The sequence below is a fragment of the Nocardia sp. CDC160 genome (assembly GCF_035818795.1).
Classification (GTDB): Bacteria; Actinomycetota; Actinomycetes; order Mycobacteriales; family Mycobacteriaceae; genus Nocardia.
In genome coordinates, this window is sequence record NZ_JAYKYT010000004.1 from 1186656 (window position 1) to 1212702 (window position 26047).

Annotated in this window: 24 protein-coding genes; 12 read left to right on the forward strand and 12 right to left on the reverse strand. The window is 67.7% G+C overall.

What is annotated here, in order from left to right; genetic code table 11:
• The 3 genes from secD to VMT40_RS26875 all read right to left on the reverse strand — a co-directional run bounded on the left by secD (position 1) and on the right by VMT40_RS26875 (position 3757).
• On the reverse strand, positions 1-1695 hold the full coding sequence (gene secD, locus VMT40_RS26865) for a protein translocase subunit SecD (protein WP_326361559.1): 1695 nt from the start codon (positions 1693-1695) through the stop codon (positions 1-3).
• 103 nt (positions 1696-1798) lie between these two features.
• Positions 1799-2149 (reverse strand): preprotein translocase subunit YajC, encoded by a 351-nt coding sequence (yajC, locus tag VMT40_RS26870; protein WP_326361560.1) that lies wholly within the window; start codon positions 2147-2149, stop codon positions 1799-1801.
• A 114-nt stretch (positions 2150-2263) separates the two neighbouring features.
• Positions 2264-3757: a flavin-containing monooxygenase gene (locus tag VMT40_RS26875; RefSeq protein ID WP_326361561.1), complete on the reverse strand. Its 1494-nt coding sequence runs from the start codon at positions 3755-3757 to the stop codon at positions 2264-2266.
• A 38-nt stretch (positions 3758-3795) separates the two neighbouring features.
• Here VMT40_RS26875 and VMT40_RS26880 point away from each other — a divergent pair, with 38 nt between their 5' ends.
• A complete protein-coding gene (locus VMT40_RS26880) occupies positions 3796-4461 on the forward strand; it encodes a TetR/AcrR family transcriptional regulator (protein WP_326361562.1) in 666 nt (221 codons plus the stop codon).
• A 106-nt stretch (positions 4462-4567) separates the two neighbouring features.
• A complete protein-coding gene (locus VMT40_RS26885) occupies positions 4568-5128 on the forward strand; it encodes a DivIVA domain-containing protein (protein ID WP_326361563.1) in 561 nt (186 codons plus the stop codon).
• Between the two features lie 234 nt (positions 5129-5362).
• Here VMT40_RS26885 and VMT40_RS26890 read toward each other — a convergent pair whose 3' ends face one another.
• Positions 5363-6577: a hypothetical protein gene (locus tag VMT40_RS26890; protein ID WP_326361564.1), complete on the reverse strand. Its 1215-nt coding sequence runs from the start codon at positions 6575-6577 to the stop codon at positions 5363-5365.
• Between the two features lie 140 nt (positions 6578-6717).
• Between VMT40_RS26890 and VMT40_RS26895 the strand changes: the two genes are divergently transcribed.
• Positions 6718-8187: an HNH endonuclease signature motif containing protein gene (locus VMT40_RS26895; protein ID WP_326361565.1), complete on the forward strand. Its 1470-nt coding sequence runs from the start codon at positions 6718-6720 to the stop codon at positions 8185-8187.
• A gap of 186 nt (positions 8188-8373) precedes the next feature.
• On the opposite strand, the gene VMT40_RS26900 is transcribed toward VMT40_RS26895, so the two are convergent.
• A complete protein-coding gene (locus VMT40_RS26900; RefSeq protein WP_326361566.1) occupies positions 8374-9327 on the reverse strand; it encodes a GlxA family transcriptional regulator in 954 nt (317 codons plus the stop codon).
• Between the two features lie 70 nt (positions 9328-9397).
• Here VMT40_RS26900 and VMT40_RS26905 point away from each other — a divergent pair, with 70 nt between their 5' ends.
• Positions 9398-10366, forward strand: a complete 969-nt coding sequence (locus tag VMT40_RS26905; RefSeq protein WP_326361567.1) for an NADP-dependent oxidoreductase — start codon at positions 9398-9400, stop codon at positions 10364-10366.
• A gap of 5 nt (positions 10367-10371) precedes the next feature.
• On the opposite strand, the gene ruvB is transcribed toward VMT40_RS26905, so the two are convergent.
• The 6 genes from ruvB to pdxT all read right to left on the reverse strand — a co-directional run bounded on the left by ruvB (position 10372) and on the right by pdxT (position 14785).
• Complete coding sequence (gene ruvB / locus VMT40_RS26910; protein WP_326361568.1) at positions 10372-11454, reverse strand: Holliday junction branch migration DNA helicase RuvB; 1083 nt, start codon at positions 11452-11454, stop codon at positions 10372-10374.
• A 6-nt stretch (positions 11455-11460) separates the two neighbouring features.
• A complete protein-coding gene (gene ruvA / locus VMT40_RS26915; RefSeq protein ID WP_326307971.1) occupies positions 11461-12066 on the reverse strand; it encodes a Holliday junction branch migration protein RuvA in 606 nt (201 codons plus the stop codon).
• Entirely contained in the window at positions 12063-12632 is a 570-nt protein-coding gene (ruvC, locus tag VMT40_RS26920) for a crossover junction endodeoxyribonuclease RuvC (protein ID WP_326361569.1), read from the reverse strand. Before ruvC ends, ruvA begins: the two co-directional genes overlap by 4 nt.
• A gap of 114 nt (positions 12633-12746) precedes the next feature.
• Positions 12747-13184 (reverse strand): hypothetical protein, encoded by a 438-nt coding sequence (locus tag VMT40_RS26925; protein ID WP_326361570.1) that lies wholly within the window; start codon positions 13182-13184, stop codon positions 12747-12749.
• 171 nt (positions 13185-13355) lie between these two features.
• Complete coding sequence (locus VMT40_RS26930) at positions 13356-14108, reverse strand: YebC/PmpR family DNA-binding transcriptional regulator (protein ID WP_326307974.1); 753 nt, start codon at positions 14106-14108, stop codon at positions 13356-13358.
• 53 nt (positions 14109-14161) lie between these two features.
• A complete protein-coding gene (gene pdxT / locus VMT40_RS26935; RefSeq protein WP_326361762.1) occupies positions 14162-14785 on the reverse strand; it encodes a pyridoxal 5'-phosphate synthase glutaminase subunit PdxT in 624 nt (207 codons plus the stop codon).
• 207 nt (positions 14786-14992) lie between these two features.
• Between pdxT and VMT40_RS26940 the strand changes: the two genes are divergently transcribed.
• Positions 14993-16684 carry an APC family permease gene (locus VMT40_RS26940; RefSeq protein ID WP_326361763.1) on the forward strand — a complete coding sequence of 564 codons (1692 nt, stop codon included), beginning with the start codon at positions 14993-14995 and terminating at the stop codon, positions 16682-16684.
• A gap of 4 nt (positions 16685-16688) precedes the next feature.
• Here the strand turns inward: VMT40_RS26940 and VMT40_RS26945 are convergent, their stop codons facing one another.
• Complete coding sequence (locus tag VMT40_RS26945; protein WP_326361571.1) at positions 16689-17540, reverse strand: acyl-CoA thioesterase; 852 nt, start codon at positions 17538-17540, stop codon at positions 16689-16691.
• Positions 17541-17688: 148 nt separating this feature from the next.
• Here VMT40_RS26945 and VMT40_RS26950 point away from each other — a divergent pair, with 148 nt between their 5' ends.
• Genes VMT40_RS26950 through VMT40_RS26980 form a run of 7 tightly spaced genes read left to right on the forward strand, consistent with a single transcriptional unit; the run spans position 17689 to position 26040 of the window.
• The gene (locus VMT40_RS26950; protein WP_326361572.1) at positions 17689-18894 is read left to right on the forward strand and encodes a hypothetical protein; all 1206 of its coding nucleotides are present in this window, start codon (positions 17689-17691) and stop codon (positions 18892-18894) included.
• Positions 18895-18899: 5 nt separating this feature from the next.
• Complete coding sequence (locus tag VMT40_RS26955) at positions 18900-21095, forward strand: tetratricopeptide repeat protein (RefSeq protein ID WP_326361573.1); 2196 nt, start codon at positions 18900-18902, stop codon at positions 21093-21095.
• Positions 21096-21112: 17 nt separating this feature from the next.
• A complete protein-coding gene (locus tag VMT40_RS26960; protein WP_326361574.1) occupies positions 21113-22015 on the forward strand; it encodes a PP2C family protein-serine/threonine phosphatase in 903 nt (300 codons plus the stop codon).
• Positions 22016-22017: 2 nt separating this feature from the next.
• Positions 22018-23310: a vWA domain-containing protein gene (locus tag VMT40_RS26965; RefSeq protein WP_326361575.1), complete on the forward strand. Its 1293-nt coding sequence runs from the start codon at positions 22018-22020 to the stop codon at positions 23308-23310.
• A 10-nt stretch (positions 23311-23320) separates the two neighbouring features.
• The gene (locus VMT40_RS26970; protein ID WP_326361576.1) at positions 23321-23941 is read left to right on the forward strand and encodes an FHA domain-containing protein; all 621 of its coding nucleotides are present in this window, start codon (positions 23321-23323) and stop codon (positions 23939-23941) included.
• Positions 23938-25392 carry a hypothetical protein gene (locus VMT40_RS26975; RefSeq protein ID WP_326361577.1) on the forward strand — a complete coding sequence of 485 codons (1455 nt, stop codon included), beginning with the start codon at positions 23938-23940 and terminating at the stop codon, positions 25390-25392. Before VMT40_RS26970 ends, VMT40_RS26975 begins: the two co-directional genes overlap by 4 nt.
• Before the next feature lie 30 nt (positions 25393-25422).
• Positions 25423-26040, forward strand: coding sequence for a hypothetical protein (locus tag VMT40_RS26980; RefSeq protein ID WP_326361578.1), 618 nt, complete (start codon positions 25423-25425; stop codon positions 26038-26040).
• Positions 26041-26047: the final 7 nt, after the last annotated feature.

A 26047-nucleotide genomic window follows, 5' to 3' on the forward strand; every position in this document is an offset into this window, starting at 1 on the left:
TCACGCCTCCTTCACCAGGACACCGGCCGCGGCCTTGCGTTCCTGTGCGAGCTCTGCAATAGCGCCCAGGCCGTTCACCGACGGCTTCGCCCAGAACGGCGAGCGCGAGACCAGCATCATCAGCGGCGCGGTCACCAGGTACAGCACGATGACGTCGAGCACGGTGGTCAGACCGAGGGTGAAGGCGAAGCCCTTCACCTGACCGGCGGCCAGCACGTACAGCACCGCGGAGGCGATGAGCGACACCGTCTTACCGGAGAGGTTGGTGCGCTGCGCGCGCTGCCAACCGCGGGGCACCGCGGAACGGAAACTGCGCCCTTCGCGCATCTGGTCCTTGATGCGTTCGAAGAAGACCACGAACGAGTCCGCCGTCATACCGATACCGATGATCAAACCGGCGATACCGGCCAGATCGAGGGTGAAGTTGATCCACCTGCCGAGCAGCACGATCAGCGCGTACACCGCCACACCGGCCGCGAGCAACGAGAATCCGGCCAGGAAGCCGAGCATGCGGTAGTAGAGCAGGCAGTAGAGCAGCACCGCCACCAGACCGATGGCACCCGCGATCAGGCCCGCGCGCAGCGAGGACAGACCCAGGGTGGCCGACACCGTCTCGGCCTCGGAGGTGGCGAACGACAGCGGCAGCGAACCGTACTTCAGCGAGTTCGCGAGTTCCTTGGCGGTCGTGCCGTTGAAGTTGCCCGAAATCTGGGTGCTGCCGCCGAACTGGCCGCCGGACTCCACGCGCGGCGCACTCACGACCTTGGTGTCGAGGGCGAAGGCCAGCTGCTTGCCGACGTACTCGTTGGTCAGGTTGCCCCAGGCGTCCGAACCGCTCGACTTGAACTCGACGTTCACCACCCAGCGGCCCTGCCGCTGATCCAGGGTGCCGGTCGCGTCCTTGATCTCCTGGCCGTCCAGCTTGGACTTGTCCAGCAGGTAGACCTCGTTGCCGTCGGTGCTGCAGGTGACCAGCGGCAGGTTCGGATCGTCATTGCCCTGCAACGGATCCGGCTTGCTGCAATCCATGCTCGCCATGGCCTGCAACTGGACCGCCTGGTCGGTGCTCTGCCGCAACGCCTTCGCGGCGGCGATCTCGGCCTGGGTCTGCTGCTGCGGGCTCTGACCACCCGGCGCGGGGGTCGGCGACGGCGTGGTCGGGGCCTGCGCGGGGAACACCCGGTTCTGCGGAGCCTCGGTGGTCGGAGCCGGAGCCTCGCTGGTCGGCGTGGCGGTCGGGGTCGCGGTGTCGGTCGCGGGTGGGGTCGTGGGCTGACCGGCCGCCGGTTGCTGCGGAGCCTGCTTGCCGATCTGCGGCGCGGTCACGTTCAGCACCGGACGCACGTACAGCTTCGCGGTGGTGGCCAGCGACTTCGCCTGCGCGCCATCGTCGCCCGGGACCGTGATCACCAGGTTGTCGCCGTCGATGACGACCTCCGACCCGGCGACGCCCAGACCGTTGACGCGCTTCTCGATAATGCTCTGTGCCTGCTTGAGGCTGTCCTGACTGGGCTTGCCGCCGTCGGGGGTACGCGGCGTCAGGGTGACGCGGGTTCCGCCCTGCAGATCGATGCCGAGCTTCGGGGTGTGGTGCTTGTCGCCGGTGAAGAAGATCAGGCCGAACAACAAGGCCACCAGCGCGGCGTAGACGCCGAGCAGGCGCAGCGGATGCGCCGTTCCCTGGGAAGGTGGCACAGTACTTATCTCCTAGGCGGGTCGATGATCGAACGTGTGGGTACACACCGCAGCGCCACCGGGCTGCTGGATTACTCGAGCAGCGCGATGGCGCGGGGCGGTATCAGTCTTTGGTCAGCTTCGGCGCGTCAGCTGCGTCGACCTCGTTGCCGGAGACGACCTCGGTGGTCTTGTCGACCGTGGTCTCCTCGGCGGCGTCATCGTCATTGCGCACCTCGCGGATCGACGCCCGCAGCCAGGTGGTGACGACTTCCTCGGCGATCTCCAGATCGACGCTGGTCTCATCGAGTTCGACCACGGTGCCGAACAGGCCCGACGTGGTGACGACGCGGTCGCCGACTTTCAGGCTGTCCTGCATATCCGTCACCTTGGCCATCTCCCGCTTCTGGCGGCGGACGCCGAGGAACATCGGGATGAGCAGAGCAACCAGCAGCAGCGGCAGCAGAAGGTCCATCGTCGAAGTCAGCCCCTAGTCAATGGTCGGATGGGTGCGTTTCCCACACAGTCTGCCAGTAGACCCTGAGAGCTGCGCGGTCGACCGCCGACTATGCCGACCGCGCAGTCCCACTCAGGCGGACCGCACCCCGTAGGTGTAGTCGTCGAGCGGGAAGTTGGACGCCTCGCGATGCGCGTTCAGGGTGCTGGTCGGACGCAGCAAGGCCGCCTCGCCGTGCTGGTTGAAATAGTAGCTGCGCGCGGTCGCGCACTGGCCGCCGTAGAACACGGACGCACCCAGCTTGTCGGTGACGCGATCCAGGAATTCGGTATTGGCGCGCTCGGTCACCTCGAAGACCTTCTCGCCGCGGCGGAACATCTCACCGAACAGGCGCGCCATGTGCTTCATCTGCGCCTCGATGGTGGTGAAGTAGGACAGACCGCTGTAGGAATACGGGCTGTTGAGGCTGATGAAGTTGGGGAACTTCGGGACGGTGATGCCCTCGTAGGCCTGGAAACGGTTGTCGCGCCAGAACTTTCCGAGATTGCGGCCTTCGCGGCCGATAATCTCGATGGCCGGGAAATTCACGTCCCAGAGGTTGAAGCCGGTGGCCAGGATCAGGGTGTCGATCTCGGTCTTGTGGCCGTCGGCGGTCACGATCCCATCCGGTTCGATGTGGTCGATGGAATTCGTTTCCAGGCGAACATGGTCCTCGTTGAACGTCTTGAAATACGTATTCGAGAACGTCGGCCGCTTGCACCCGAAATCGTAATCCGGCGTCAGCTTCTTGCGAATCTCCTTGTCGCGCACCGACGCCCGCAGATGCGCCTTGGCCAGCACGCCCGCGGCCCGGTTGAGCGGCTTGGCCTGCTTGAAATGCAGCACGCCGACCACCATCAGCGCCTCCAGCATGGAGGTGTTGACCAGACGAGCCGCCTTTTGCGTCAAGGGGACTCGCGCGAACAGGTTCTGCACGGCGGGCGGGATCGGCGCATCCACCTTCGGGACCACCCAGATCGGGGTGCGCTGGAAGACGGTGAGCGCCTGCGCCTTCTTGGCCACCTCCGGAATCAGCTGCACGGCCGTCGCGCCGGTGCCGATGATGGCGGCCTTCTTGCCGGTGAGGTCGAAGTCGTTGTCCCACGCGGTGGTGTGGATGATCTTGCCCGCGAACGTGTCGATGCCGGGGAACGGCGGGGTGTAGGGCTGGGACAGGAAGCCGGTGGCGGCCATCAGATACCGCGCGGTCAGCGATTCGCCGTTCTCGATCGAGACGACCCAGTGCTGCTGCTCCTCGTCCCAGCGCGCGCCGCCGACGACGGTGTTGAAGCGCATGCGGCGGCGCAGGTCGTACTTGTCGGCGACGTGCGCGGCGTACTTCTTCAGCTCCGCGCCCGGCGCGAACAGGCGCGACCAGTACGGGTTGGGCTCGAAGGAGTACGAGTAGGTGACCGAGGCGATGTCGACCGCCAGGCCCGGGTAGTGGTTCACATGCCAGGTGCCGCCCAGATCGTCCTCCCGCTCGAGGATGACGAAATTGCTCAGGCCGAGCCGATCCAACTCGATGCCCGCGCCCATACCGCCGAAACCCGCACCGACCACGATGGCGTCGTACTGAGGTGCCACGCCGAACCTCCCGCAAAGAGTGATACATCAGTCATGGAATGACATCTCATTCCGTTTGTGATCACCGTATCATCGTGCCTGTGACGAAGCCATCCTCGAGAATCGAACGGCGCAAGGCCGAGCTCCGGAAGGAGATCATCGACACCGCGTTCGCCTGCTTCGCCGAGAAGGGCTATCACGCCACCGGCATCGCCGATATCGCCGGTGAGCTGGGCATCGGGCACGGGACGTTCTACCGGTACTTCGAGAACAAGCGCGACATCATCGACCATGTCATCGACGATCTGGCCGCGCGGATCATCGAGTCGCTGGGCACCGACAACGCGCCGGACGCGGCGGACAGTCTCGAGGAGTACCGGGCGCAGGTGGATCGGATCGGCGACGCGCTGAATCGGATCTTCCTCGAGGACCAGCGGGTGGCGCAGCTGCTGCTGTTCCAGGCGACGGGGATCGACGCGGAGTTGACCATGCGGCTCTACGGGCTGCTCGATACGGCGGACTCGTTGACGGCGGGATATTTGGAGCACGGGGTCGAACGGGGTTATCTGCGTGCGGATCTCGATACCGTGAATACCGCGCGGGCGGTGACGGGGATGCTGTTGGCCGCGATCCTGCACGGGATTCGGACGCCGGACGCGGGGGCGGTCGACGATCTCAGCCATGCGATTCGGCATCTGCTCATCGATGGGGTGCGCAAGCGCTAGACGGCTGTGCGCGCCTCCGGTGCAAACAGACCCGTTTGTCCGATGCGGCCGGATCCGCAAGGGGCGGAAGAAATTCGGACATGAGCCCATTGGCACAATGGCGCGCGTGACCCCAGAGGACGTCCGCCGCACCCGGTTCGGCCCCGCACCGTTCGGGCACCCCGGCTACCACCCCGACCAGGTGGACGCCTTCTGCGCGCGCATCGCCGACACCATGGCGGGGCGCGATCACCTCACCATCGCCGACATCCGGCTCGCCGAATTCGACGCGCCCCCGCCGGGCCGCCGCGGCTACGACATCGAACATGTCGACGACTTCCTCGACCGCCTCTGCGTCGACCTCGAACACCTACGTCACGGCCGCCCCCGCACCCCGGTCGGCCGCCCCCACGAACCCCTCACCCCGGACGACGTCCTCCACATCCACTTCTCCGCTCCCCCCTACGGCGTCCCCGGCTACCAAGCCGACGAGGTAGGCGCGTTCCTCGACCGCCTAGCCGCCACCCTCGCCCACCACGGCCCCAACGGCTTGACCGCCAAAGACATCCAAGAAACCACTTTCCACCTAGCCCCCGAAGGCACCCCCTCCTACAACCGCGAAGAAGTAGACGCCTTCCTCGACCTAGCCCTCCACCAACTCGCCCACACCGAAGTAACCCCGGGCTGAGCGAATAGCCAAGGCACTCGCCGCCACAACGAACGCGATGACTCCGCGGATATCGGCCTGACATCGGGGCGAATCCGCACCCGCCGCGCGGGTGGCCACCCTGTGCCGCGCGGCATCGGCGTCGATCCATCGCCGGACACGGACTCCGGGGAGCGCCGCGAGCTTGGAGAGAGGCGGAACATCGAGCCTCGCCGTGGCAGCCTCGGACCGGCCCGCGAAAGGCGCTCGGACAGGTCAGTCGCGCTGGGCGGCGTAGGCGGGGAATCTGGCGCGTAGGGCCTGGTCGAAGGCCTGGGCGCGGGAGTGGGAGTCGGTGGGGTCGAAGCCGAAGCGGCGGAGGCCTAGTCGGCGGTAGGGGCGTAGGTACCAGGGCATGAGGGCGGCGGCCGCGTCGGCGTGGCCGTTTAGCAGCGCCCAGACGGTGGTGGCTCGCACGCGGGCGGCGGGAATTCGGCCGTGGCGGTTGGGCTTTCGGGCGGCGGCGAGGAAGGCTTCGGGGGTTGCGGTGGGGGCGAAGAGGTCCGAGAGGGGGACCGTCATCCACGCGCGGAACCAGGCGAGCATGACATCGATCTCGGCGGGGTAGGTCAGCTGTTGACCGCGCGACACCATGGTGTGGTCTTCGAGTTCGCCGAATCTCAGGTGATCGATTTCGTCGGAGCGGCGGTCCTCGCCGGTGGGTTCCTCCAAGGCTGCTTCGGCGGGCAGGTCGCGGAGGACCTCCGCCACCCTCGTGGAGAGGATCGACGCGTAACCGTCGATCTGTATGCCGCTGCGGCCGATTCGATCGAATCGTGCGCCTATGGCGAGGCGGATGTCGGGGATCGGGGCGTCGGCGATGAACCACAGCCTGTCGTCACCGAGGGAGTCGGTGGGCGTGAAGCCCTGTGCCGCCAGGGTTTCGGTCAATCGGGTGGTCAAAACGTCTAGCATGGCCGCGATTTCCGAGCGTTCGAGCACCTCGAATGCGTCGCGCTCGGCCGAGGGAAATCTCATTCCGTAGCTGTAGCCGATCAGCGCCTCTGCCACATAGATCGGCAGATCCAACGCCCGCTCATCGGTCACGCCGGACGTCAGTTGTTCGCGCAGCGGTTCGCTGACGGGTGGGAGGTCACCGCTCACCCGCAGCTCGCCGGTGTCCAGATCGGTTCTCACCGACCACACCGGTTTGCCGTCCGACCACCCCTCGATTCCGCTATATCCGGTGGCTTCGGCGACCCCGAACCGCAGCACCTCGCACCCTGCTGACAGTTCGGAGAGGTCGGCGAGTTCGTCGAGCGTCTCGCCCGCGTCGCCGACGACGACATACCAGCCGTCATAGTTCGTGGCGGCCGAAAAGGGCTGTTTCTCATAGGGACTGTGCTCGCCTGTGCGGTGCAGGCCCAGCTCGCGGCAGACCGTGCCGGAGTCCTTTCCCCGCACGGCTATCCAGGTGACTGAATACCCCATGGTCGCGCCCTCCCTGTCGCTGGATCAACGGTAGCGGGAGGGTCCGACAGGACTGAGTTTTGTTGGTAGCCAGAGGTTTACACAGCGTGTTGCTTTGATCATGGTGTTGTGTCGAAGTTCTCGAAAGTATGATCGATGTTATGGGTGAAATCGCTGATGACCTGCTCGCCGCCAATGCGGTGGTTGAGCGGCTTCGTGCGGTGCACTCGGAGATTGCCGCATTGCAGGCCGAAGAGGTTGCGTTGATGACGCAGCTGTATCGGATTCGGCGCGCGGAGCAGCTCGAGCTTGGTGTTGGGCAACTGTATGCCGGGGAGGACGCCGCTACCGAGATCGGGATGGCGCTCAAGGTGTCGCAGCGGTCTGCCGATGAGCTGATTGGGATTGGGCTCGGGTTGGAGCATCGGTATCCGGCTACGCGGGAGGCCTTCGCGGCGGGGCGGATTGATTTGTCGCGGGTTCGGGCTATCAGCCAGACGCTGACGAATGTGCCCGAGGAGCTGCTCGAGCAGTTGGAGCCGAAGGTTGCCGCGTACGGCGAGAAGGCCGATCCGGCTCGGCTGCGGCGGACTGCGCGTCGGTGGCTGTTGGAGGCCGATCCGGAGGGGCAGGCGTTGCGGCGCAAGGCGGCTGAGGCGGATCGGTATGTGGATGTCCGCGCTGCTGACAATGGGACGGCTGTGGTGGATGCGGTGCTGCCTGCTGCCGGTGGACAGACGCTGTACGAGCGGTTGCGGGAGATGGCGTCGGGGCAGGTGTGTGGGAAGGATCCGCGGACTACGGCGCAGCGCCGGGCTGATGCTCTGGTGGCGCTTGCCGATGGCACGGGGCGGCTCACCTGCCAGTGCGGGCGGGCGGATTGCCCTCGGGCTGCGATTGATGCGGCCACTCCCCCGGCTCGCAAAGCGCTTGTGCAGGTGGGTGTCTCGGCGGAGACGTTGGCGGGGCTGCGGGACAATCCGGCGCTGTTGGCGGGGCTCGGTGCGATTGACGCCGATCTTGCACGGCAGGTTGCCCGCTATGCCCGGTTCCAGCTGATCGGCGACACGACCGAGGCCGGGTCTACTGCATCGACCACTGAGATCGAGACCGATTGCGCGGCGAAGGAATTGCAGTATCGGCCTTCGGCTCGTGTTGCCGCTCGTGCCCGTGCTCTTGATGGGATTTGCCGTGCGCCGGGGTGTCAGGTTCCGGCGGCGGCCACGGATCTCGATCATCAGGATCGGTTCGATCACAAGGATCCTGAAGACGGGGGTCGCACTACCGAGTCGAATTTGGGTGCGCGGTGTCGGCGGCATCATCGGCTCAAGACGCTCGCGGATAATCGTCGGAATGGCTGGCAGGTTTTTCATCATTCTGACCGGCGGGTGGAATGGCGTTCACCGTCGGGGGATTCGGTTATTACCGGTCCTGAGGGTGTGAAGTACCTGTTCCCGAGGGAGTGGGTACCGCCGGTTACTGCGGGTGGGGTGCCGGATGCGGAACCTCATGGGTCCGTGTGGGATCCGGGGAATGCTGTCAATGCGATGACCGAGATTTTGCATGTCTATGCGACACCGGCTCAGCGACGGGAGCAGTGGGCTCGGATGCGGGCTCGGCACAACATGTGATTCAGATGCTCGAGGCCAGGTAACACGGGGGAAGACTACTTGCGTGCATGGCTGGCAACTGGATTGGTCGCGGAGTGCAGGTACCGGAAGTGTGGTTGCGTCGCCTGCCCTACCGGACTTGGGCTGACGCCAAGTTGGGAGCCGTAACTCACCTACCGGCCCACGGACTGCACGGATCACCTTTTACTACATTTTTTCGGCGGATTTGAAGGTTCTTCTGTAGGTCAAGGGTGATACGCCGATTGCCTCGTGGAGATGCTGGCGTAGAGAAGTGCCCGTGGCGAAGCCGACCTCTGTGGCGATTCTGTCTACCGGCAGGTCTGTCGTTTCGAGCAATTCGCGGGCTCGAAAAACTCGCTGTTGGATCAACCAGCGGCCGGGGCTCATGCCTACCTCGTCTCGGAAGCGGCGGGCGAAGGTGCGGCCGCTCATTCGAGCTTGATCGGCCAGGTCGGACATGGTGACTGGGTGGTGCAGGTTTTCCAAAGCCCATTGGCGGGCGGCGGCGGTGCCTGCGGCGGTGGGTGGTGGGACCGGCTGTTCGATGAATTGGGCTTGGCCGCCTTCCCGCCAGGGCGGCACGACGCAGCGTCGGGCGACCGTATTGGCGACTTCACTGCCGTGATCGGTGCGAATCAGGTGCAGGCACAGGTCAACTCCCGCGGTTGCACCCGCCGAGGTGAGGATGTCGCCATCGTCGACGTACAGGACGTTCGGGTCGACCCGAACCCTCGGATAGTGCCGACGGAAGCGATCGGCGAAATTCCAGTGCGTCGTGGCGGGCCGATCGTCGAGCAGCCCGGCGGCCGCGACCACGATCGCACCGGTGCAGATCGAGACCAGTCGCGCCCCGGGCCGAATCAGAGCCAGCGCATCCGAAACGGCCTGCGGTAGACCGTTTTCGAGGATCGGGACCACATCGCAGGGCGGAATGACCACGGTGTCAGCGGTTTTCAGCGCACTTGCGTCATAGGCGACAGCGATATCGAAGTCGGAGTTGGTGCGCACCGGACGACCATCCAGCGAGCAGGTGACCACCTCGTACCGACCATCGGCCGTACCGAACACCCGGTTCGGAATGCCGAGCTCGAACGGATACACGCCATCCAGCGCCAGGACGACCACACGATGCGGATGCATGGCACGATCCTATCGAATAATGGCAATCCTGCCATTTTCTGGTGACCCGATCGACGGCAAGCTGAGAGCCATGAGCGAGAAGGACACCACGATCCCCACCACGATGAAGGCCATTGGCCAGGATGTTCTCGGCGGACCCGAGGTGCTGCACGAGGTAGAGAAGCCCGTTCCGCAGCCGGGCCCGAGCGAGATCCTCGTCAAGGTGCGCGCCACCGCCCTCAACCCGACCGACTGGAAGCATCGCCGACTGCGGGGGCTCTTCCTGCCGGAGCCGCCGTTCGTGCTGGGCTGGGATGTCTCGGGCGAGGTGGTCGCGACCGGTGTCGGCGTCACCCTTTTCGAGCCGGGCGACGAGGTCTTCGGCATGCTCCCCTACCCGCACGGCCACGGCGCGGCGGCGGAGTACGTCACCGGTCCGGCGCGCGCCTTCGCCCGCAAACCCGCCAACCTCGATCACGCCCAGGCGGCGGCGATCCCCCTCGCCGCCCTCACGGCCTATCAGGCGATTGTCGACACCGCGAATGTGCAAGCGGGCCAGCGGGTTCTGATCCATGCGGCGGCGGGCGGCGTGGGTCACTTCGCGGTGCAGATCGCGAAGTCGCGGGGCGCGTACGTGATCGGTACGGCGAGCGCCGCCAACCATGACTTCCTCCGCTCGATCGGTGTCGACGAGCCGATCGACTATCACTCGGTGGATGTCATGGAGACGGTTCGCGATATCGATATGGTGCTGGACCCGATCGACGAGGAACATGCCATTCGCTCACTGCGTACCCTGCGCCCCGGCGGCATCGTCGTGGCCATCCGTGGTGGTGTGGGCACCGAATTGCGCGCTGCCGCCCAGCAACTCGGTGTTCGCGGCGTCTCGCTGCTGGTCGAGGCCGATCACGCCGGAATGGATGCCCTGCGGGAGCTGACCGAGTCCGGTGCCCTGCGACCCACGATCGCGGGCACCTTCCCGCTCGCCGAGGCGGCCAAGGCACACGCCCTCGGCGACACCAACCGCACCGTCGGCAAGCTCGTGCTCACTGTCGACTGAAACGCTTACGGCTCGAACAGATCCAACTGCGGTTCGCGGGGACGTACCTCGATGGAACCGAAGACCAGATCCGGCGGCGGTACCAGGCCCAGGTGCTCCCACGCGGCCGCGGTGGCGACGCGCCCCCGCGGGGTGCGCGCCACCAAACCGGCTCGAACGAGGAAGGGTTCGCAGACTTCCTCGACCGTGGCGGCTTCCTCGCCGACGGCCACGGCCAGCGTGGAAACGCCCACCGGGCCACCGTTGAAGCTGCGGATCAGCGCGCCGAGGACGGCGCGGTCGAGGCGGTCCAAGCCGAGAACGTCCACGTCGTAGACAGCGAGCGCGGCGTGGGCGATATCGGGGGTGACCAGACCGTCGGCTTTCACCTCGGCGTAGTCGCGGACTCGGCGGAGCAGGCGGTTGGCGATGCGGGGCGTGCCCCGGGAGCGGCCCGCGATTTCGGCGGCGGCGTCGGATTCCAAACGCACGCCGAGGATTCGGGCCGAGCGCTCGAGGATGAGTTTCAGTTCGTCTGGCTCGTAGAAGTCCATGTGGCCGGTGAAGCCGAAGCGGTCGCGCAGGGGGCCGGTCAGGGCTCCGGAGCGGGTTGTCGCGCCTACCAGCGTGAAGGGGGCGATGTCCAGGGGGATCGAAGTTGCGCCTGGGCCTTTGCCGACGACCACGTCGACTCGGAAGTCCTCCATCGCCAGGTAGAGCATTTCCTCCGCTGGCCGGGCCATGCGGTGGATTTCGTCGATGAACAGGACATCGCCCTCGACGAGGTTGCTGAGCATGGCGGCGAGGTCTCCGGCGCGTTCCAATGCGGGGCCGGAGGTCAGGCGCAGGGCGCTGCCCAGCTCGCCCGCGATGATCATCGCCATGCTGGTTTTGCCCAGGCCGGGCGGGCCGGACAGGAGTACGTGATCCGGTGTGCCGCCGCGCAGTTTCGCGCCGCGCAGGACCAGGGCCAGCTGTTCGCGGACGCGGGGCTGGCCGATGAAGTCGTCGAGGGACTTCGGGCGCAGGCTGGCTTCGATCTCGCCGTCGGATTGCAGATAGCTTGCGGTGACGGCGGATTCGGTGTCTTCGGTGAAATCCTCGGTCATGATCGCCTATCGATTCTTGCCGAGCAGACCGAGAGCCGTGCGCAGGGCCTGGGACGTGCCGAGAGTCGGGTCGTCGGCGAGGACGGCGTCTACCGCGCCCTCGGCCTGGCGGGCGGGGAAGCCGAGGCCGATCAACGCGTCGACCACCTGTTCGCGCACGGGGGTGGCCATGGGGGCGGGGCCGGAGCCGGGCGGGCCCGATTGCACGGGAACCAGATTCACCTTGTCGCGGAGTTCGACGACCATGCGTTCCGCACCACGCTTGCCGATGCCGGGGACTCGGGTCAGGGCGGCGACATTGGATTCCGCGAGGGCCTTGCGCAGAGCCTCGGGCTCGAGGACCGCCAACACGGCCATGGCCAGTTTGGGGCCTACGCCCGAAACCGTTTGCAGCAGACCGAAAAGTTCGCGGGCCTCGGTGTCGGCGAAGCCGAACAGCGTCATGGAGTCCTCGCGGACGATCATGGTGGTGTACAGCCGCGCGTCCTCGCCGCGGGTCAGTCCGGCCAGCGTGGCGGGGGTGGCGTTGAGGCGGTAGCCGACCCCGGCGGCCTCGATGACCACATGGTCGAGTCCGATCTCGAGTACCTCGCCGCGTACCGACGCGATCACCGTGTTACCGCCTTCCGTTGCTGGGCAAGCCGTTCCTCGTACAAGCGCTGCTGTGCCGCGGCCATCGCCTCCGCCTTGGCCATGCGCTCCAGCATGGGTGCGCGCCAACAATGGCAGATGGCCAGGGCTAGCGCGTCGGCGGCGTCGGCGGGTTTGGGCGCGACGGACAGCCCGAGGATACGGGTCACCATGGCGGTCACTTGCGCCTTGTCCGCGGAACCGTTTCCGGTGACGGCCGCTTTCACCTCCGAGGGGGTGTGGAAGCGGACGGGGATGTCGCGGCGGGCTGCGGACAATGCGATGACGCCCGCGGCCTGCGCGGTGGCCATGGCGGTGCGCACATTGTGCTGGGAGAAGACGCGTTCGATGGCAACGACCTCGGGCTTGTGGGTGTCCATCCACGCCTCGGCCCCGTCGGCCACCAGCAGAAGGCGTTGCGCCAGTTCCATTTCCGGCGGGGTGCGGACCACGTCCACCTGCAGCATGGTCACCTTGCGGCCCATGCTGCCGACGACCATGCTGAGCCCACACCGGGTGAGCCCGGGGTCGACGCCCATCACCCGCACCGAAACCCCTCTCACCGTGAACGAACAACTGTTCGAGAGTCTAACGGACGCCCGTCGCGACATTCTCCATCGACACGGCGGGGATCGGTGCGGGGTCGGCGGATTCGGCCGGAATCAGGAACCGCTGGGCGCGGGCACGCCGGGGCGGCGGCGACTGGAGTTGTCGACCGTGGCGCTGAGGTAGTCGATGCCGGTGACGTAGCTGGGTTCGTAGGTGTCGGGATCCCACGTGGTGGGGCCCGTGCTCCAGGTGCCGTCGGGGTTCATGGTGGAGGGGCCGGGGTGCATCATGCCGTGCTTCCACGTGCCTAGGCATCCGGCGCGCACCTCCTCTGTGGAGTGGCTGTTCACCCAGACCGACATGTCGTGCGTGCCAACGAAATCCGAGCAGTGCACGCGGACCTGCACGCGGTAGATGTCGTCGGTGTCGTTGCGGCACACGCGATCAGCGCACGAGACGCCGTCGGCCAGGTCCTGGGCGAAGGCGGCGGGGGCGAACGCGACGGACAGCAGGGCAGCCGCGCCGAGACCGACGAGCAAGCGGTGAGCCATGCGTGAAACTCCTTTGCGACAGTGTCCCGACCTGGGATTCAGCTTGTCGCACAGGAGGTTTCAGGTATATCGGGGAAATCCCTTAATTCGTCGCTCCCCCACCCTGATTCGCGGAGACGACGCGGGCCGCCTCCGTGCTGGAAGCGGCCCGCGTCGTGTGAGCTTTGTCAGCTAGGCATCAAGCTCGGCCAGCACCTCGTCGGACACGTCGATGTTGGTGTAGACGTTCTGCACGTCGTCGCAGTCCTCCAGCGCGTCGACGAGCTTGAACACCTTGCGGGCCAGCTCGGCGTCGGCGGGGACGGTCACCGAGGGCTGGAAGCCGGACTCGGCGGAGGTGTAGTCGATGCCCGCCTCCTGCAGCGCGGTGCGGACCGCGACCATGTCGCCGGGCTCGGAGATGATCTCGAACTCGTCGCCCAGGTCGTTGACCTCCTCGGCGCCCGCGTCGAGCACGGCCATGAGGACGTCGTCCTCGGTCTGCCCGGCCTTGTCCAGAGTCACCACACCCTTGCGGGAGAACAGGTACGACACCGAGCCGACGTCGGCCATATTGCCGCCGTTGCGGGTCACGGCCACGCGGACCTCGCCCGCGGCGCGGTTGCGGTTGTCGGTGAGGCACTCGATGAGAATGGCGACACCGCTGGGTCCGTAGCCCTCGTACATGATGGTCTGCCAGTCGGCACCACCGGCCTCTTCGCCGCCACCGCGCTTGCGGGCCCGCTCGATGTTGTCCTGCGGCACCGAGTTCTTCTTGGCCTTCTGGATGGCGTCGTAGAGAGTCGGATTGCCATCCGGGTCACCACCACCGGTGCGCGCCGCGACCTCGATGTTCTTGATCAGCTTGGCGAACAGCTTGCCGCGCTTGGCATCGAGGGCAGCCTTCTTGTGCTTGGTGGTGGCCCATTTTGAATGGCCGCTCATTCCCTACTTCCTCGTTTCGGGGGTCTGTGTTGTTTCCGACATTCGAGAGTACGTCAGACTCCGGCGCGCGGGCGCACCACGGTGTCGACGAACAGCTTGTGCACCCGAAGATCGCCGGTTACCTCGGGGTGAAACGAGGTGGCCATGACATTGCCCTGGCGAACGGCGACGATGCGTCCGGCGGCGGGGCCGGAGGGGACGGTGGCGAGGACCTCGACGCCCTGGCCCGCCTGCTCGACCCAGGGGGCGCGGATGAAGACCGCGCGGACAGGGCCGTCGTCGAGGCCCTGGAACTCCAGGTCGGCTTCGAAGGAGTCCACCTGCCGACCGAAGGCATTGCGGCGCACCGTCATATCGATGCCGTGCAGGGGCTTCATGTCCGGGCGGGTGTCGAGGACCTCGCTGGCCAGCAGGATCATGCCCGCGCAGGAGCCGTAGGCGGGCAGGCCGTCGCGCAGGCGCTGTTTCAGGGGCTCGAGTAGCTCGAAGACTTCCAGGAGCTTGCTGATGGCGGTGGATTCGCCGCCGGGGATCACCAAACCGTCAATGGTGGCCAGCTCGGATTCGCGGCGCACGGCGACGACATCGGCTCCGCAAGCTTCCAGCGCATGCACGTGTTCGCGCACGTCGCCCTGCAGGGCCAGCACGCCAATTGTCGGTTTCACGCCGTCGAGCATACGTTCGCGGGTGGTTGTGGCCCTGCTCACCCAGGGTGTCAGGGTTCCGTTAGGACGAGTGTCCAGGACGCGGCGCGGGTGAAGACTCCGGATGTGACTGATGTTCTCCCGCACACCTCGTCCGCGGCGCGAGGTGGACTCGAGGTGCCGCCAGCCCGGCACGGACTGACCGTATCGACCGGGTTGGCCGGGCTCTCGCTGGACGCCATGGCCTCGGTCGCCTACGGACCCGAAGCGATCGTGCTGGTGCTGGCCGCCGCCGGGACCGTCGGACTGGGCTTCACGCTGCCGGTGACGCTGGCGATCGTGGTGCTGCTGGCCGTGCTCATCGCCTCGTATCGGCAGGTCATCGCCGCCTTCCCCAATGGCGGCGGCGCGTACGCGGTGGCGAAGGAGCGGCTCGGGCATCGGACCAGCCTGGTCGCGGCCGCGTCGCTGATCGTGGATTACGTGCTCAATGTGGCGGTCTCGATCGCCGCGGGTGTGGCGGCGCTGACTTCCGCGTTTCCGGCCTTGTTCCCCTACACGGTATGGATCTGCCTGGCGGTGCTGGTCGGGATCACGGCGCTGAATCTCTACGGCATCCGGGAAAGCGCTCGCGCGTTCATGATTCCGACCGTGGTGTTCGTCGTGGGCATTCTGGCGGTGATCGTGGCGGGTCTGCTGCGGGGTGAACCGGCCACGGTGGCTACCGGCGAGGTCGTGTCCGAGAATGCGCGGACCATTGGAATCCTGTTGCTGCTCAAGGCTTTCTCCAGCGGGTGCGCGGCGCTGACCGGGGTCGAGGCGATCGCGAATGCGGTGCCCAGCTTTGCCACCCCGAAGGTGAAGCGTGCGCAGCGTGCCGAGGTGGCGCTGGGCGTGCTGCTGGGTGTCATGCTGATCGGGCTGGCGACTCTCATCGAGAAGTTCTCGATACGTCCGCTGGATGGCACGACCGTTCTTTCCCAGCTCACCGAGGCGGCGCTGGGGCACGGAATCGGTTACTACGTCGTGCAATTCGCGACCGTGATCCTGCTGGCACTGGCGGCGAATACCTCCTACGGCGGGTTGCCGACGCTGACCAAGATCCTCGCCGACGACAACTGCCTGCCGCACCGGTTCGCGGTGACCTCGCCTCGCCAGGTGTATCGGTTCGGCGTTCTGGCCCTGGGCATTTCGGCGGCGGTACTGCTGATCGCCTCCGAGGGCAATATGAACGCGTTGGTTCCGCTGTTCGCCATCGGGGTGTTCGTGGGCTTCACCATCGCGCAGGTCGGCATGGTGCGGCACTGGCTGGCCAATCGAATTCCGGGGTGGCGCTGGCGAATCGGGCTGAACGGGTTCGGCGCGGTGCTGACCTTCGTCGCGCTGGTTGTCACCACGTCGATGAAATTCGCCGAGGGCGCGTGGCTGATCGTGCTGGTGCTGCCGCTGCTGGTGCTGGGCATGGAGCGGATTCGCAAGACCTACGGGCGAATCGAGGGCTGTCGCGGCGCGGGGTGCGTGCCCGCCGAGCCGCGGCCCTCCGACACCGCGATCATCGTGCCCGTGTCGGAGGTGTCGGAGCTCAGCCGCGAGGCGCTCTCGGCGGCCATGTCCCTGGGCCGGGACGTGACGGCCGTGCACGTGTGCCTACCGGGCGAGAACATCACCGTGTTCACCAAGGCGTGGGAGGCGTGGCATCCCGATGTGCGGCTGCTGCTGCTCGAGGACGGTGATTCGACCGTCGGCGGGCCGGTGGCTCGGTATGTGCGTGACAATTTCGCGGGGCGGCGCAAGGTGGTGGTGATCGCCGAGATCGAGCCGCCCGCGGGGTGGAATCACGTGCTGCCCAGCCATCGCAGTGACGAGTTGGAGAAGACGCTGCGCAAGATGTCCGACACCGTCGTGTGCCATCTGCGGGTGCAGACGGCCTGAGCGGCTAGGCGGTTCCGGGCGGGAAGGACGCGGCCTGCGGATCGCGGAAGGTGCGAATCAGGCCCTCCTGCATGACAACCGCGACGAGCTCCCCCGCCTGGTTCCAGATCCGCCCGCCGGTGAGCGCGCGGCCCGCTCCGGCGCTGGGCGACTGCTGGTCGTAGAGCAGCCAGTCGTCGGCGCGGAACGGGCGCAGGAACCACATGGCGTGATCGAGCGAGGCGTTCTGGGTCGGCTCGTCGGGGTGGATGACCTTCGACGAGCCCAGCAGGGTCATATCGCTCATGTACGCCAGCGTGCAGACGTGGAACAGCGGATCGTCGGGCAGCGGGTGCCGGTAGCGGAACCACACCTGCTGCTGGGCGACCGTCCCGTCGCGGCGATCGATCTCGTCCTGCGGAATGGTGCGAATGTCCCAGTGCTCCCATTCGCGCATGGCCCACAGGCGTTCCGGGCTCATGGACTCCTTGGCGTCGGGCAGCTCCAGCGGCGGCCGCACGATGGGCATGACGTCCTGATGCACCGGCCCCTCGTCGCCGAGATGGAAGGAGGCCGACATGGTGAAGATGGCCTCACCGTTCTGCACCCCGGTCACCCGGCGCGTGCAGAACGACCGGCCGTCGCGAATGCGATCGACGAGGTAGACGGTCGGCTGCGCGGGATTGCCCGGCCGCAGGAAGTACCCGTGCAGTGAATGCACCTGATAGTGCGGATCCACCGTGCGCACCGCCGACACCAGCGCCTGCCCGGCCACCTGCCCGCCGAACGTGCGCGGCAACTGCGTCTTCGTCGACGCGCCCCGGAAGATGTCGCGTTCGAGTTGCTCTATCTCGAGCGCCTCTTCGATCGTCGCCATGCACCCGTCCCTTCGCGTTTGTCGCGCTCAGGCTAGCAAGGAGCGATTCCAAGGAATCCTTACGGTTTGTTTATGCCGAGCGGTGGCAGCATGTGCTGACGGGCTCACGCCCGCTGAGCAATTTCGCTTTCTACAGGGGGTGCCAGTGTTGGCAATCGCCGAGGCCGATCAGGCCTTGGCCCGGCTCGACGCCGACCGGGGTGGGATGTCCGCGAATCTCGCGGAGCTGGAGGAGCATCCGGGCGTGCGGTTCCTGGATGGGGTGCCATTGACGGGTGTCAGCGCGGCGCGGTGGGCCGCGGCCCGGGCGCGACTGGACGCCATGTGGACGCAGTTCCGATTGTTCGAAAGTGTGGTGGCGCAGGCACATCGGGTCCGCGGGCGACGCGTGCGGCCGGGCCACACGGAGTTGACGGAGCTGACGGAGTTGTTGTGCGGGCCGTCGGTTGTGCTCGCGCCGCAATCGATTCCGCTGTCCGAGCGGGACCTGCTCGGCCCGGCGGCGGTGCGCCGCTCGCTGACGCTGGCGCAGCTGGTGGGCGAGATGACCGCGGGCTATCGCGAGGTGGCCCAGATCGCGACGATCGCGGACACGGTGGCATCGAACTTTCTGCCGGGCGTGGATCGAGCCGGGACGCGGCTGACGGAGGCCCGGCGGCTGGCCGTGGATCTGGATCTCGCGGCGATCGGGCATCCGCTGCTCGCCCGGCTCGACGAGCTCGAGCGACGGTTGAATACCGAACGGGCGCTCGCCATGTCGGATCCGCTCAGCCTGGCGGAGCGACACGCCGACGGTGCTGACTCTTCGGTCTCGAGTCGCGATATCGATGACGTGCAGGCGAAATTGACGGAGCTGGCAGCCCGGCGCGACACCGTGGCCGAGCGGCTGGCCCGGTTGGATACCGCGCTCGACGAGGCGGAGGCGGCCGCCCGCGCGGCCGACGCCGCCGCCACGGTGACGGGCATGAAGATCGCGGGCTTCTCCCCCGCGCCGCTGGAACCGCTTGCGCCGCTGCGCGATCGGCTGCGGGCGCTGCGGGCGGGCAGTGCTCGGCACTGGACCCGGCTCAATGACGACGTGGTCACGGTGACCCGCGAGGTCGAGCGTGCCCGCGCCGCCGCCGACGCGGTGCGCGACACCGCCGAGGCTCTCATCGACCGGCGTGACGAATTGCGTGGGCGCGTCGACGCCTACCGGGTCAAGGTCGCGCGGCTGCGGCTCACCGAAGATCCCGTCGTGGACGCCTGCTATCGCCGCGCCCACGACCTGTTGCATTCCGCGCCTTGCGATCTCGCCGCCGCCACGCGGGCGGTGGCCGAGTATCAGCGGGCGATCACCGAGAAGACGGCATAACCCTGATGACCACTTGCATGCGGCCCGGTTGCGGCGGCACCATCCTCGACGGTTTCTGCGATGAGTGCGGGTTGGCCCCGGCCGCCGTCACGCATTCGGGCACACTCGCCGGATCCTCGGCACGGACCGGATCCGGTCGGCAGAGTCGGCGCGGGTCCAGTCGGTCCTCGTCCCGCTCCACCCGGACCGCTCGGTCCAGTCGCGGTCGGCTCGGTGCGGGCCTGGTGTCGATTCCCCAAGTGCCCTATCGGGATCCGTCGACCGCCGTCCTGGCCGACCCGCGGGTGCCCGAGCACGAACGCTTCTGCAGCAACTGCGGTCAGCAGGTGGGCCGAGGTCGCGATGGCGCGCCCGGCCGCACCGAAGGCTTCTGCCGCAACTGCGGCACCGCCTACTCGTTCACACCCAAGCTGGTGCCCGGGGATCTGGTGGCCGGGCAGTACGAGGTGCTGGGCTGTCTCGCGCACGGCGGCCTGGGCTGGATCTATCTGGCCCGGGACCGCAATGTCAGCGACCGCTGGGTGGTGCTCAAGGGCCTGCTGGATACCGGTGACGCCGACGCCATGGCCGCGGCGGTGGCCGAGCGGCAGTTCCTGGCCTCGGTCGAGCACCCGAACATCGTGAAGATCTTCAACTTCGTGAAGCATCCCGACCCGCTCACCCACGAGCCGGTCGGCTACATCGTCATGGAGTATGTCGGTGGCGCGTCGCTCAAGGAGCTGCGCTCACAACGGGATTCGTACGGCAACCTGCAGCCGATGCCGCTGGCGCAGGGCCTGGCCTACATTCTCGAGATCCTGCCCGCCCTGGGCTACCTGCACGGCATGGGCCTGCTCTACTGCGACTTCAAGCCCGACAATATGATTCAGACCGAGGAGCAGCTCAAGCTCATCGACCTGGGCGCGGTCCGGCACCTGGACGACGAGGACAGCGCCGGATTCAAGACCGACGGCTATTGCGCGCCGGAGCTGGAAGACGAAGGCGCGTCGGTGGAATCGGATCTGTTCACGGTGGCGCGCACCCTGGCGGTGCTGACCTTCAACTTCGACTACCGCGGCGCGTACCGGTACACGCTGCCGCCCGCCACGGAAGTGCCGCTGCTGGCGCAGTTCCCGTCGTTCCGGCGGCTGCTGGAGCGCGCCACGGCCGCCGATCCCAATGAGCGGTTCGGGTCGGCGTCGGAGATGGCCGAACAGGTCACCGGTGTGCTGCGCGAGGTGGTGGCGGCTCAGGACGGGCAGCCGCGACCGGCGCTGTCCACCGTATTCAGCGGGGAGCGGGCGGCTTTCGGGTCGAATCCGGAGCAGTGGCCCGCCACCCCCGACCCCGCCGCCATCGCGGCGGCGCTGCCGGTGCCGATGGTGGATCCCACCGATCCGGCCGCCGGGTTCCTGGCCACCACGTCCATCGGGGATCCGGTGCGGTTGGTCGCCGCGCTGGAGGCGGCGCCGGTGTCCTCGCCGGAGGTGACCCTCGCGCTCATCCGGGCCCGCATCGAGGCCGGTGATATCGACACGGCGCTGGGTGAATTGGCGGAGTGGGAGAAGTCCGAGGACGCCGACTGGCGGATCACCTGGTACCGCGGGCTCGCGGCGCTGGTCCGCCGCGACTTCACGGCCGCGTGTGACGCCTTCGACACCGTGTACGGCATGCTGCCGGGCGAGTCCGCCAGCAAGCTGGCGCTGGCGGCGGCGCGCGAATGCGCGGGTGAGCACGACGCGGCGTCGCGGCTGTATCTGCGGGTGTGGCGGACCGATCACGGATTTCCCAGCGCCGCTTTCGGTCTGGCGCGGACCCGGCTGCAGGAGCGCGATATCGACGGTGCGATCGCGGCCGCCGAATCGGTGCCGTCGAGCTCGAGCCATTACACCGCCGCGCAGCTGGCGGCGTTCGGGGCGCAGCTGGCGGGTGGGTCGGAGCGGTATCTGGTGGCCGCGGGCACGCGGCTCGAGGCGCTGCCGCTGGATCCGGAGCACAAGGCGTGGCGCGGCATCGCGGTGCTCGACGCGGCCCGCGCGCTGGCGGCGGCCCGATCGGTCGAGCCGGGGACCACGGTGCTGGGCTGTCGATTCACCGACGACGAGCTGCGCCGCGCGCTGGAGTTCCGCTATCGCGAACTGGCTCGCTTGTCGTCGAGCAAGCTGGCGCGGCGCGATCTGGTGAACCGGGCCAATGCGATTCGGCCCGTGAGTTGGGTGTGAGGGACGTGCGAGAGCTGATGACGATCACAGCGGAGGAGACCGGCGTGTGCCCGGTGTGCGGGGCGGGATTCACCGCCGGAGATCGCTTCTGCGAGGACTGCGGCGCGAACCTGACGGGCGAGGTGGCGGTCACGGTCCCGGATCGGCGCGAGTTGGATCTGGGCGTGGCGGCGGCGGTCACCGATCGCGGAAAACGCCACGCGCACAACGAGGATGCGATGGCGGTACGCGTGCTGGACTCCGGGGTCCGCATTCTCGTGGTGTGCGACGGCGTATCCAGCTCGGATCACGCCGACGACGCGTCCGCCCGCGCCGCCGCGACCGCGGCCGATCGGCTGTCCGTCGAGGTGGGTGGCGGGCTCGGGGTCGAGGCGGCGACCGTGCTGGCCGTCGGGGCGGCCGCCGATGCCGTCGCGGCGTTGGGGGCCAATGGTGATCGCACGCCGTCGTGCACCATCGTGTGCGCGGTGGTCACCGACCGCGCGGTCACCGTCGGCTCGATCGGTGACAGCCGGGCCTACTGGCTCACCGCCGAGCCGTCGGGGAGCCCGGCCCGCAAGCTGAGCACCGACGATTCGGTGGCGGCCGGGCTGGTCGAGCTCGGCGTCGACGAGGCCACCGCCATGTCCATGCCGGACGCGCACACACTCACCGCCTGGCTCGGGGCCGACGCCGAGCGCATCGATCCCCACGTCCGCACGTTCGTTCCGGATACGCCGGGCGCGGTGCTGGTGTGCAGCGACGGCCTGTGGAACTACTTCCCCGCCGCCGACACCCTGTCCGAGCTCGCCCTGCCGCAGGCCCGCACCGCGCCCCTCGCCACGGCGCACCGACTGGCCGACCTGGCATTGGCCGCGGGCGGCGGCGACAACATCACCGTGGCGCTCACCCCGTTTCCCGTGAGCACGAGGAGCTACTGATCATGAACGACCCCTTGGGTTTCCGGATCGAGACCTTCCAGAACGAGTACCTGCCCGCCGGGGCGACCCGGGTCAACGCGGTGGTGACGGTGACCGCCACGGGCAGCGGCGCGATGCCCGTCGGCGGCGGGGCGGCCGAGGTGATCATCGTCGATTGCTCGGGCAGCATGGACCACGCCTACGGCAAGCTCGCCGCGGCCAAGAACGCCACCGCCGCCGCCATTTCGGCGGTGCGCGACGGTGTCGAGTTCGCGGTGGTGGCGGGCACCGACGTGGCGCGCATGGTGTATCCGGTGACGCCGACACTGATCACCGCGACGCCCGGCAACAAGGCCAATGCCATTGCCGCCGTGCAGAACCTGCGCGCGGGTGGCGGCACCGCCATCGGCACCTGGCTGCGGCTGGCCCGGCAGCTGTTCGGGAATCGCGAAGGGCTGCGCCACGCCATCCTGCTCACCGACGGGCGCGACGAGCACGAGACCCCGCAGCAGCTGGACGCCGAAATCCAGGCCAGCACGGGCGTTTACGTCTGCGACTGCCGCGGGGTGGGCACCGACTGGGAGATCGCGGAACTGCGCAAGGTCTCCACCGCGCTGCTGGGCACTTGCGATATCGTCGCCGATCCCAAGGACCTCGTAGCCGATTTCCAGGCCATGACCACCACGGCCATGGGCAAGTCGGTCGCCGATGTGGCGCTGCGGCTGTGGACGCCGCGCGGGGCGAGCGTGAAGTTCGTCAAGCAGGTCGCACCCGAGCTGCTGGATCTGACCGGGCGGCGCACCGAAACCGGTACGCAGACAGGGGAATACCCGACCGGGTCGTGGGCTGGCGCGGAGAGCCGCGACTACCACCTGTGCGTCGAGGTCGCGCCGGGCGGGCTCGGCGATGTCATGCTCGCCGGGCGGGTGAGCCTGGTGCGCGGCAGCGGTGATCGGGCCGAGGTGCTCGGGCAGGGGCTCGTCAAGGCCGTGTGGACCGATGATGTGGCGCAATCCAGCAAGATCAGCCCGGAGGTGGCGCACTACACCGGGCAGGCCGAACTGGCGGGCGTCATTCAGGAGGGCCTGGCCGCGCGCCGGGACGGCGATCTCGACACCGCCACCAAGAAATTGGGGCGCGCGGTACAGATCGCGGCCGCCTCGGGCAACACGGACACCGCCAAGCTGCTCGAGGGCGTCGTCGATGTGCTCGACGCGCGGACCGGGACGGTGCGCTTGAAGGCGGCGGTGCGCAAGGCGGACGAGATGACCCTGGACACGCGGTCGACCAAGACTTCCCGCGTCCACAAGCGGTGAGGTGAGCGCTGTGCAGACCTGCCCTGCCGGACACGATTCGACCGCGACCGACTACTGCGACGTGTGCGGACTGCTGCTGGGTGCGACCGAATCACCCACGCCCGCACCGGAACCCGAGGGTGAGCCGTGCCCGTTATGCGGGGAGCCGCGGACCGGACGCTTCTGCGAGGGCTGCAGCTACGACTTCGTGGCGGGCGTCGCGCCGGTGGTCACGCCCGCCGTCGTCGCATCGACCTGGACCGCGACCGTCGTCGCCGATCGCGCCTACTACGACACCATGCGCAGCGAGGACGACGACGTCGAGTTCCCGGCCTACTGCCCTGCCCGGGAATTCCCGCTGCGGGGCAGCCAGGTGCGCGTCGGCCGATTCAGCGCCTCCAAGGGCATCGACCCCGAGATCGATCTCACCGGCCCACCCCAGGACCCCGGCATCTCGCACCTGCACGTGCTGCTGCTGTCTCGGCCCGAGAACGGTTGGGCGATCCTCGATCTCGGCTCCACCAACGGCACGCGACTCAATGGCGCGACCGATCCCATTCCGCGCGGGGAGACCGTGCCGGTGCGCTCCGGCGACCGGATCCATCTGGGCGCGTGGACCACACTGACCCTGAAGCAGGACAACGCATCATGACGACGCTGCTGAATCGGCCCGGTGCGCCGACCGAACCCGCCCGGAGCCTGCCGGGTCGGCTTCGGGCGGCCGTGCCGAGCCGCTCCGACACCCCGACCTGGATCAGCTATCTGGCGATCCTGGCCGTCGTGCTGGCGGCCATCACCGCGGTGGTGATGACCGGCGACGCCCGATCGACGCGGCACGGCATCGATGTCATCGGCCACCACACCGCGCCAACCGTCACCTCCACCGAGGACCTGTACTTCGCGCTGGCCGACATGGACGCCCAAGTGGCGAATGTGCTGCTCGCCGGGGACGATTCGACGCTGGCGACGGTGCGCAAGAACGCGCTGGCCACCTACGAGCAGCGCCGTGTGCAGGCCGACACCGATCTGCAGCAGGCCATGACCATCGCCACCAATGACGACGCGTCCCAACAGATCCGGACCCTGCTGGACAAGTTCGGGCAGTACCAGGCACTGGCGGCGGAGACCTTCCAGCTCAGCGACCTCGATCGCGGCGCGGCCGGGCAGCCGTCGGCGCGCACCCTGGCGGCGTATCGGTCCGCGACGGGCATGGTGCCCGATCTGCTCTCGCGCGCACAGAAGCTCGCCGATACCAATAGCGGCGTGCTGAGTCAGGCGTACCGCGATGCCGAGGACACCACGGTGACGGGACGGGCGTGGATCGCCGTCCTGGGTCTGCTGTTGTTGGCCGTGCTCATCGGACTGCAGGTGCTGCTGCGGGTCGCCGTGCGGCGGCGGGTCAATCCCGCGCTCGCCGTGACCACCCTGCTGGCGGCGGGGCTGCTGGTAGGCGGCTACGTCGCGGAAGGCTCGGCGGCACACCAGCTCACCGTGGCCAAGCACGACGCGTTCGACTCGCTGCTGGCGCTGCGGCAGGCGCGGGCGATCGGCTACGACGCCAATGCCGACGAGAGCCGGTACCTGCTCGACCCCGAGCATGCGACCGACTACCAGCAGAGCTATTTCAAGAAGTCGCAGCGGCTGGTCGGGGTGCAGGCCCGTGGCGTGGACGACTATTCCGCCGCACTGGACCAGGCGCTGGCCGCGCACGGCACCGACATGAAGCAGGCGATCAGCGCCGATTCCTTCCTCGGCACCGAATTGCGCAACATCACCTTCGGCGGCGAGGGTGCGGCGGCACAGCAGAGCGTGACCGCCTACCAGGCCTACCAGCACGACGATCACACCCTGCGCGGGCTGGCGGGCACCGATCTGCGGGCGGCCATCGCCCTCGACACCGGTGCCTCCAACGATCATTTCGCCGCCTACGACAAGGCGCTGGTAGCCACGATCGACATCAACCAGCACGCCTTCGACGCGGCCATCGCCGACGGTGAGGACGCGCTGTCGGGCTGGACCGACTGGCTGCCCTACGGCGCGGCGGTGCTGTTCGCGGTGCTGATCCTGGTGGGCGTGCGCCCGCGACTGGCCGAATATCGCTGACCCGGCGGGAACGGGCACGGGAGCTCGGCCATGATGGTCTCCGTGCCCGAATTCACCGCCATCAGCCCGGAGGGCCTGCTCGATCTGATCGCCGAGCGGGCCATGGCAATGCCGGGATACACGGTGATCGCTGTCGACGGCGCGGATGCGGCCGACCCGGTATCCGTCGCGAAGGGTGTCGCCGAACGGCTTCGGGCGCAGGGGCGTCCGGCCGAGGTGGTGTCGCTGCACGATTTCGTGCGGCCCGCGTCGGTGCGGTTGGAATACGATCGGGACAGCGAATTCACCTACCGCACAGGCTGGTTCGATTACGCGGCGGTGAATCGCGAAGTGGTGAAACCGCTTCGAGACAGTGGGCGGTACCTACCCGCACTGTGGAACGAGCGGGCCGATCGATCCGCCCGCGCCCGCATCCGAGAGGCCGTCGACGGAACCGTCCTGCTGATCGCCGGTCCCATGCTGCTCGGACGCGGGTTGGATTTCGATCTCACTGTCGCCCTTCGTATGTCACCGGCCGCGTTGCGGCGGCACACGAGCCCCGACCAGATGTTCACCGTCGAAGGACTCTTGGAGCACGGCCAAGCGGACGACGCCGATCTCGTGATCGCCTGGGACCATCCCGATCGGCCCGCCGTCCGCCTGACCTGAGCTCGGT

Coding starts and splice junctions, on each gene's coding strand:
- VMT40_RS26880 (WP_326361562.1), top strand. CDS start 3,796: ATGACATCTCATTCCGTTTGTGATCACCGTATCATCGTGCCTGTGACG.
- VMT40_RS26900 (WP_326361566.1), bottom strand. CDS start 9,327: ATGCATCCGCATCGTGTGGTCGTCCTGGCGCTGGATGGCGTGTATCCG.
- VMT40_RS26975 (WP_326361577.1), top strand. CDS start 23,938: ATGACGACGCTGCTGAATCGGCCCGGTGCGCCGACCGAACCCGCCCGG.
- yajC (WP_326361560.1), bottom strand. CDS start 2,149: ATGGACCTTCTGCTGCCGCTGCTGCTGGTTGCTCTGCTCATCCCGATG.
- VMT40_RS26965 (WP_326361575.1), top strand. CDS start 22,018: ATGAACGACCCCTTGGGTTTCCGGATCGAGACCTTCCAGAACGAGTAC.
- VMT40_RS26945 (WP_326361571.1), bottom strand. CDS start 17,540: ATGGCGACGATCGAAGAGGCGCTCGAGATAGAGCAACTCGAACGCGAC.
- VMT40_RS26930 (WP_326307974.1), bottom strand. CDS start 14,108: ATGAGCGGCCATTCAAAATGGGCCACCACCAAGCACAAGAAGGCTGCC.
- VMT40_RS26955 (WP_326361573.1), top strand. CDS start 18,900: ATGACCACTTGCATGCGGCCCGGTTGCGGCGGCACCATCCTCGACGGT.
- VMT40_RS26960 (WP_326361574.1), top strand. CDS start 21,113: ATGACGATCACAGCGGAGGAGACCGGCGTGTGCCCGGTGTGCGGGGCG.
- pdxT (WP_326361762.1), bottom strand. CDS start 14,785: ATGCTCGACGGCGTGAAACCGACAATTGGCGTGCTGGCCCTGCAGGGC.
- VMT40_RS26925 (WP_326361570.1), bottom strand. CDS start 13,184: ATGGCTCACCGCTTGCTCGTCGGTCTCGGCGCGGCTGCCCTGCTGTCC.
- VMT40_RS26905 (WP_326361567.1), top strand. CDS start 9,398: ATGAGCGAGAAGGACACCACGATCCCCACCACGATGAAGGCCATTGGC.
- ruvB (WP_326361568.1), bottom strand. CDS start 11,454: ATGACCGAGGATTTCACCGAAGACACCGAATCCGCCGTCACCGCAAGC.
- VMT40_RS26940 (WP_326361763.1), top strand. CDS start 14,993: ATGGCCTCGGTCGCCTACGGACCCGAAGCGATCGTGCTGGTGCTGGCC.
- VMT40_RS26890 (WP_326361564.1), bottom strand. CDS start 6,577: ATGGGGTATTCAGTCACCTGGATAGCCGTGCGGGGAAAGGACTCCGGC.
- VMT40_RS26980 (WP_326361578.1), top strand. CDS start 25,423: ATGATGGTCTCCGTGCCCGAATTCACCGCCATCAGCCCGGAGGGCCTG.
- VMT40_RS26895 (WP_326361565.1), top strand. CDS start 6,718: ATGGGTGAAATCGCTGATGACCTGCTCGCCGCCAATGCGGTGGTTGAG.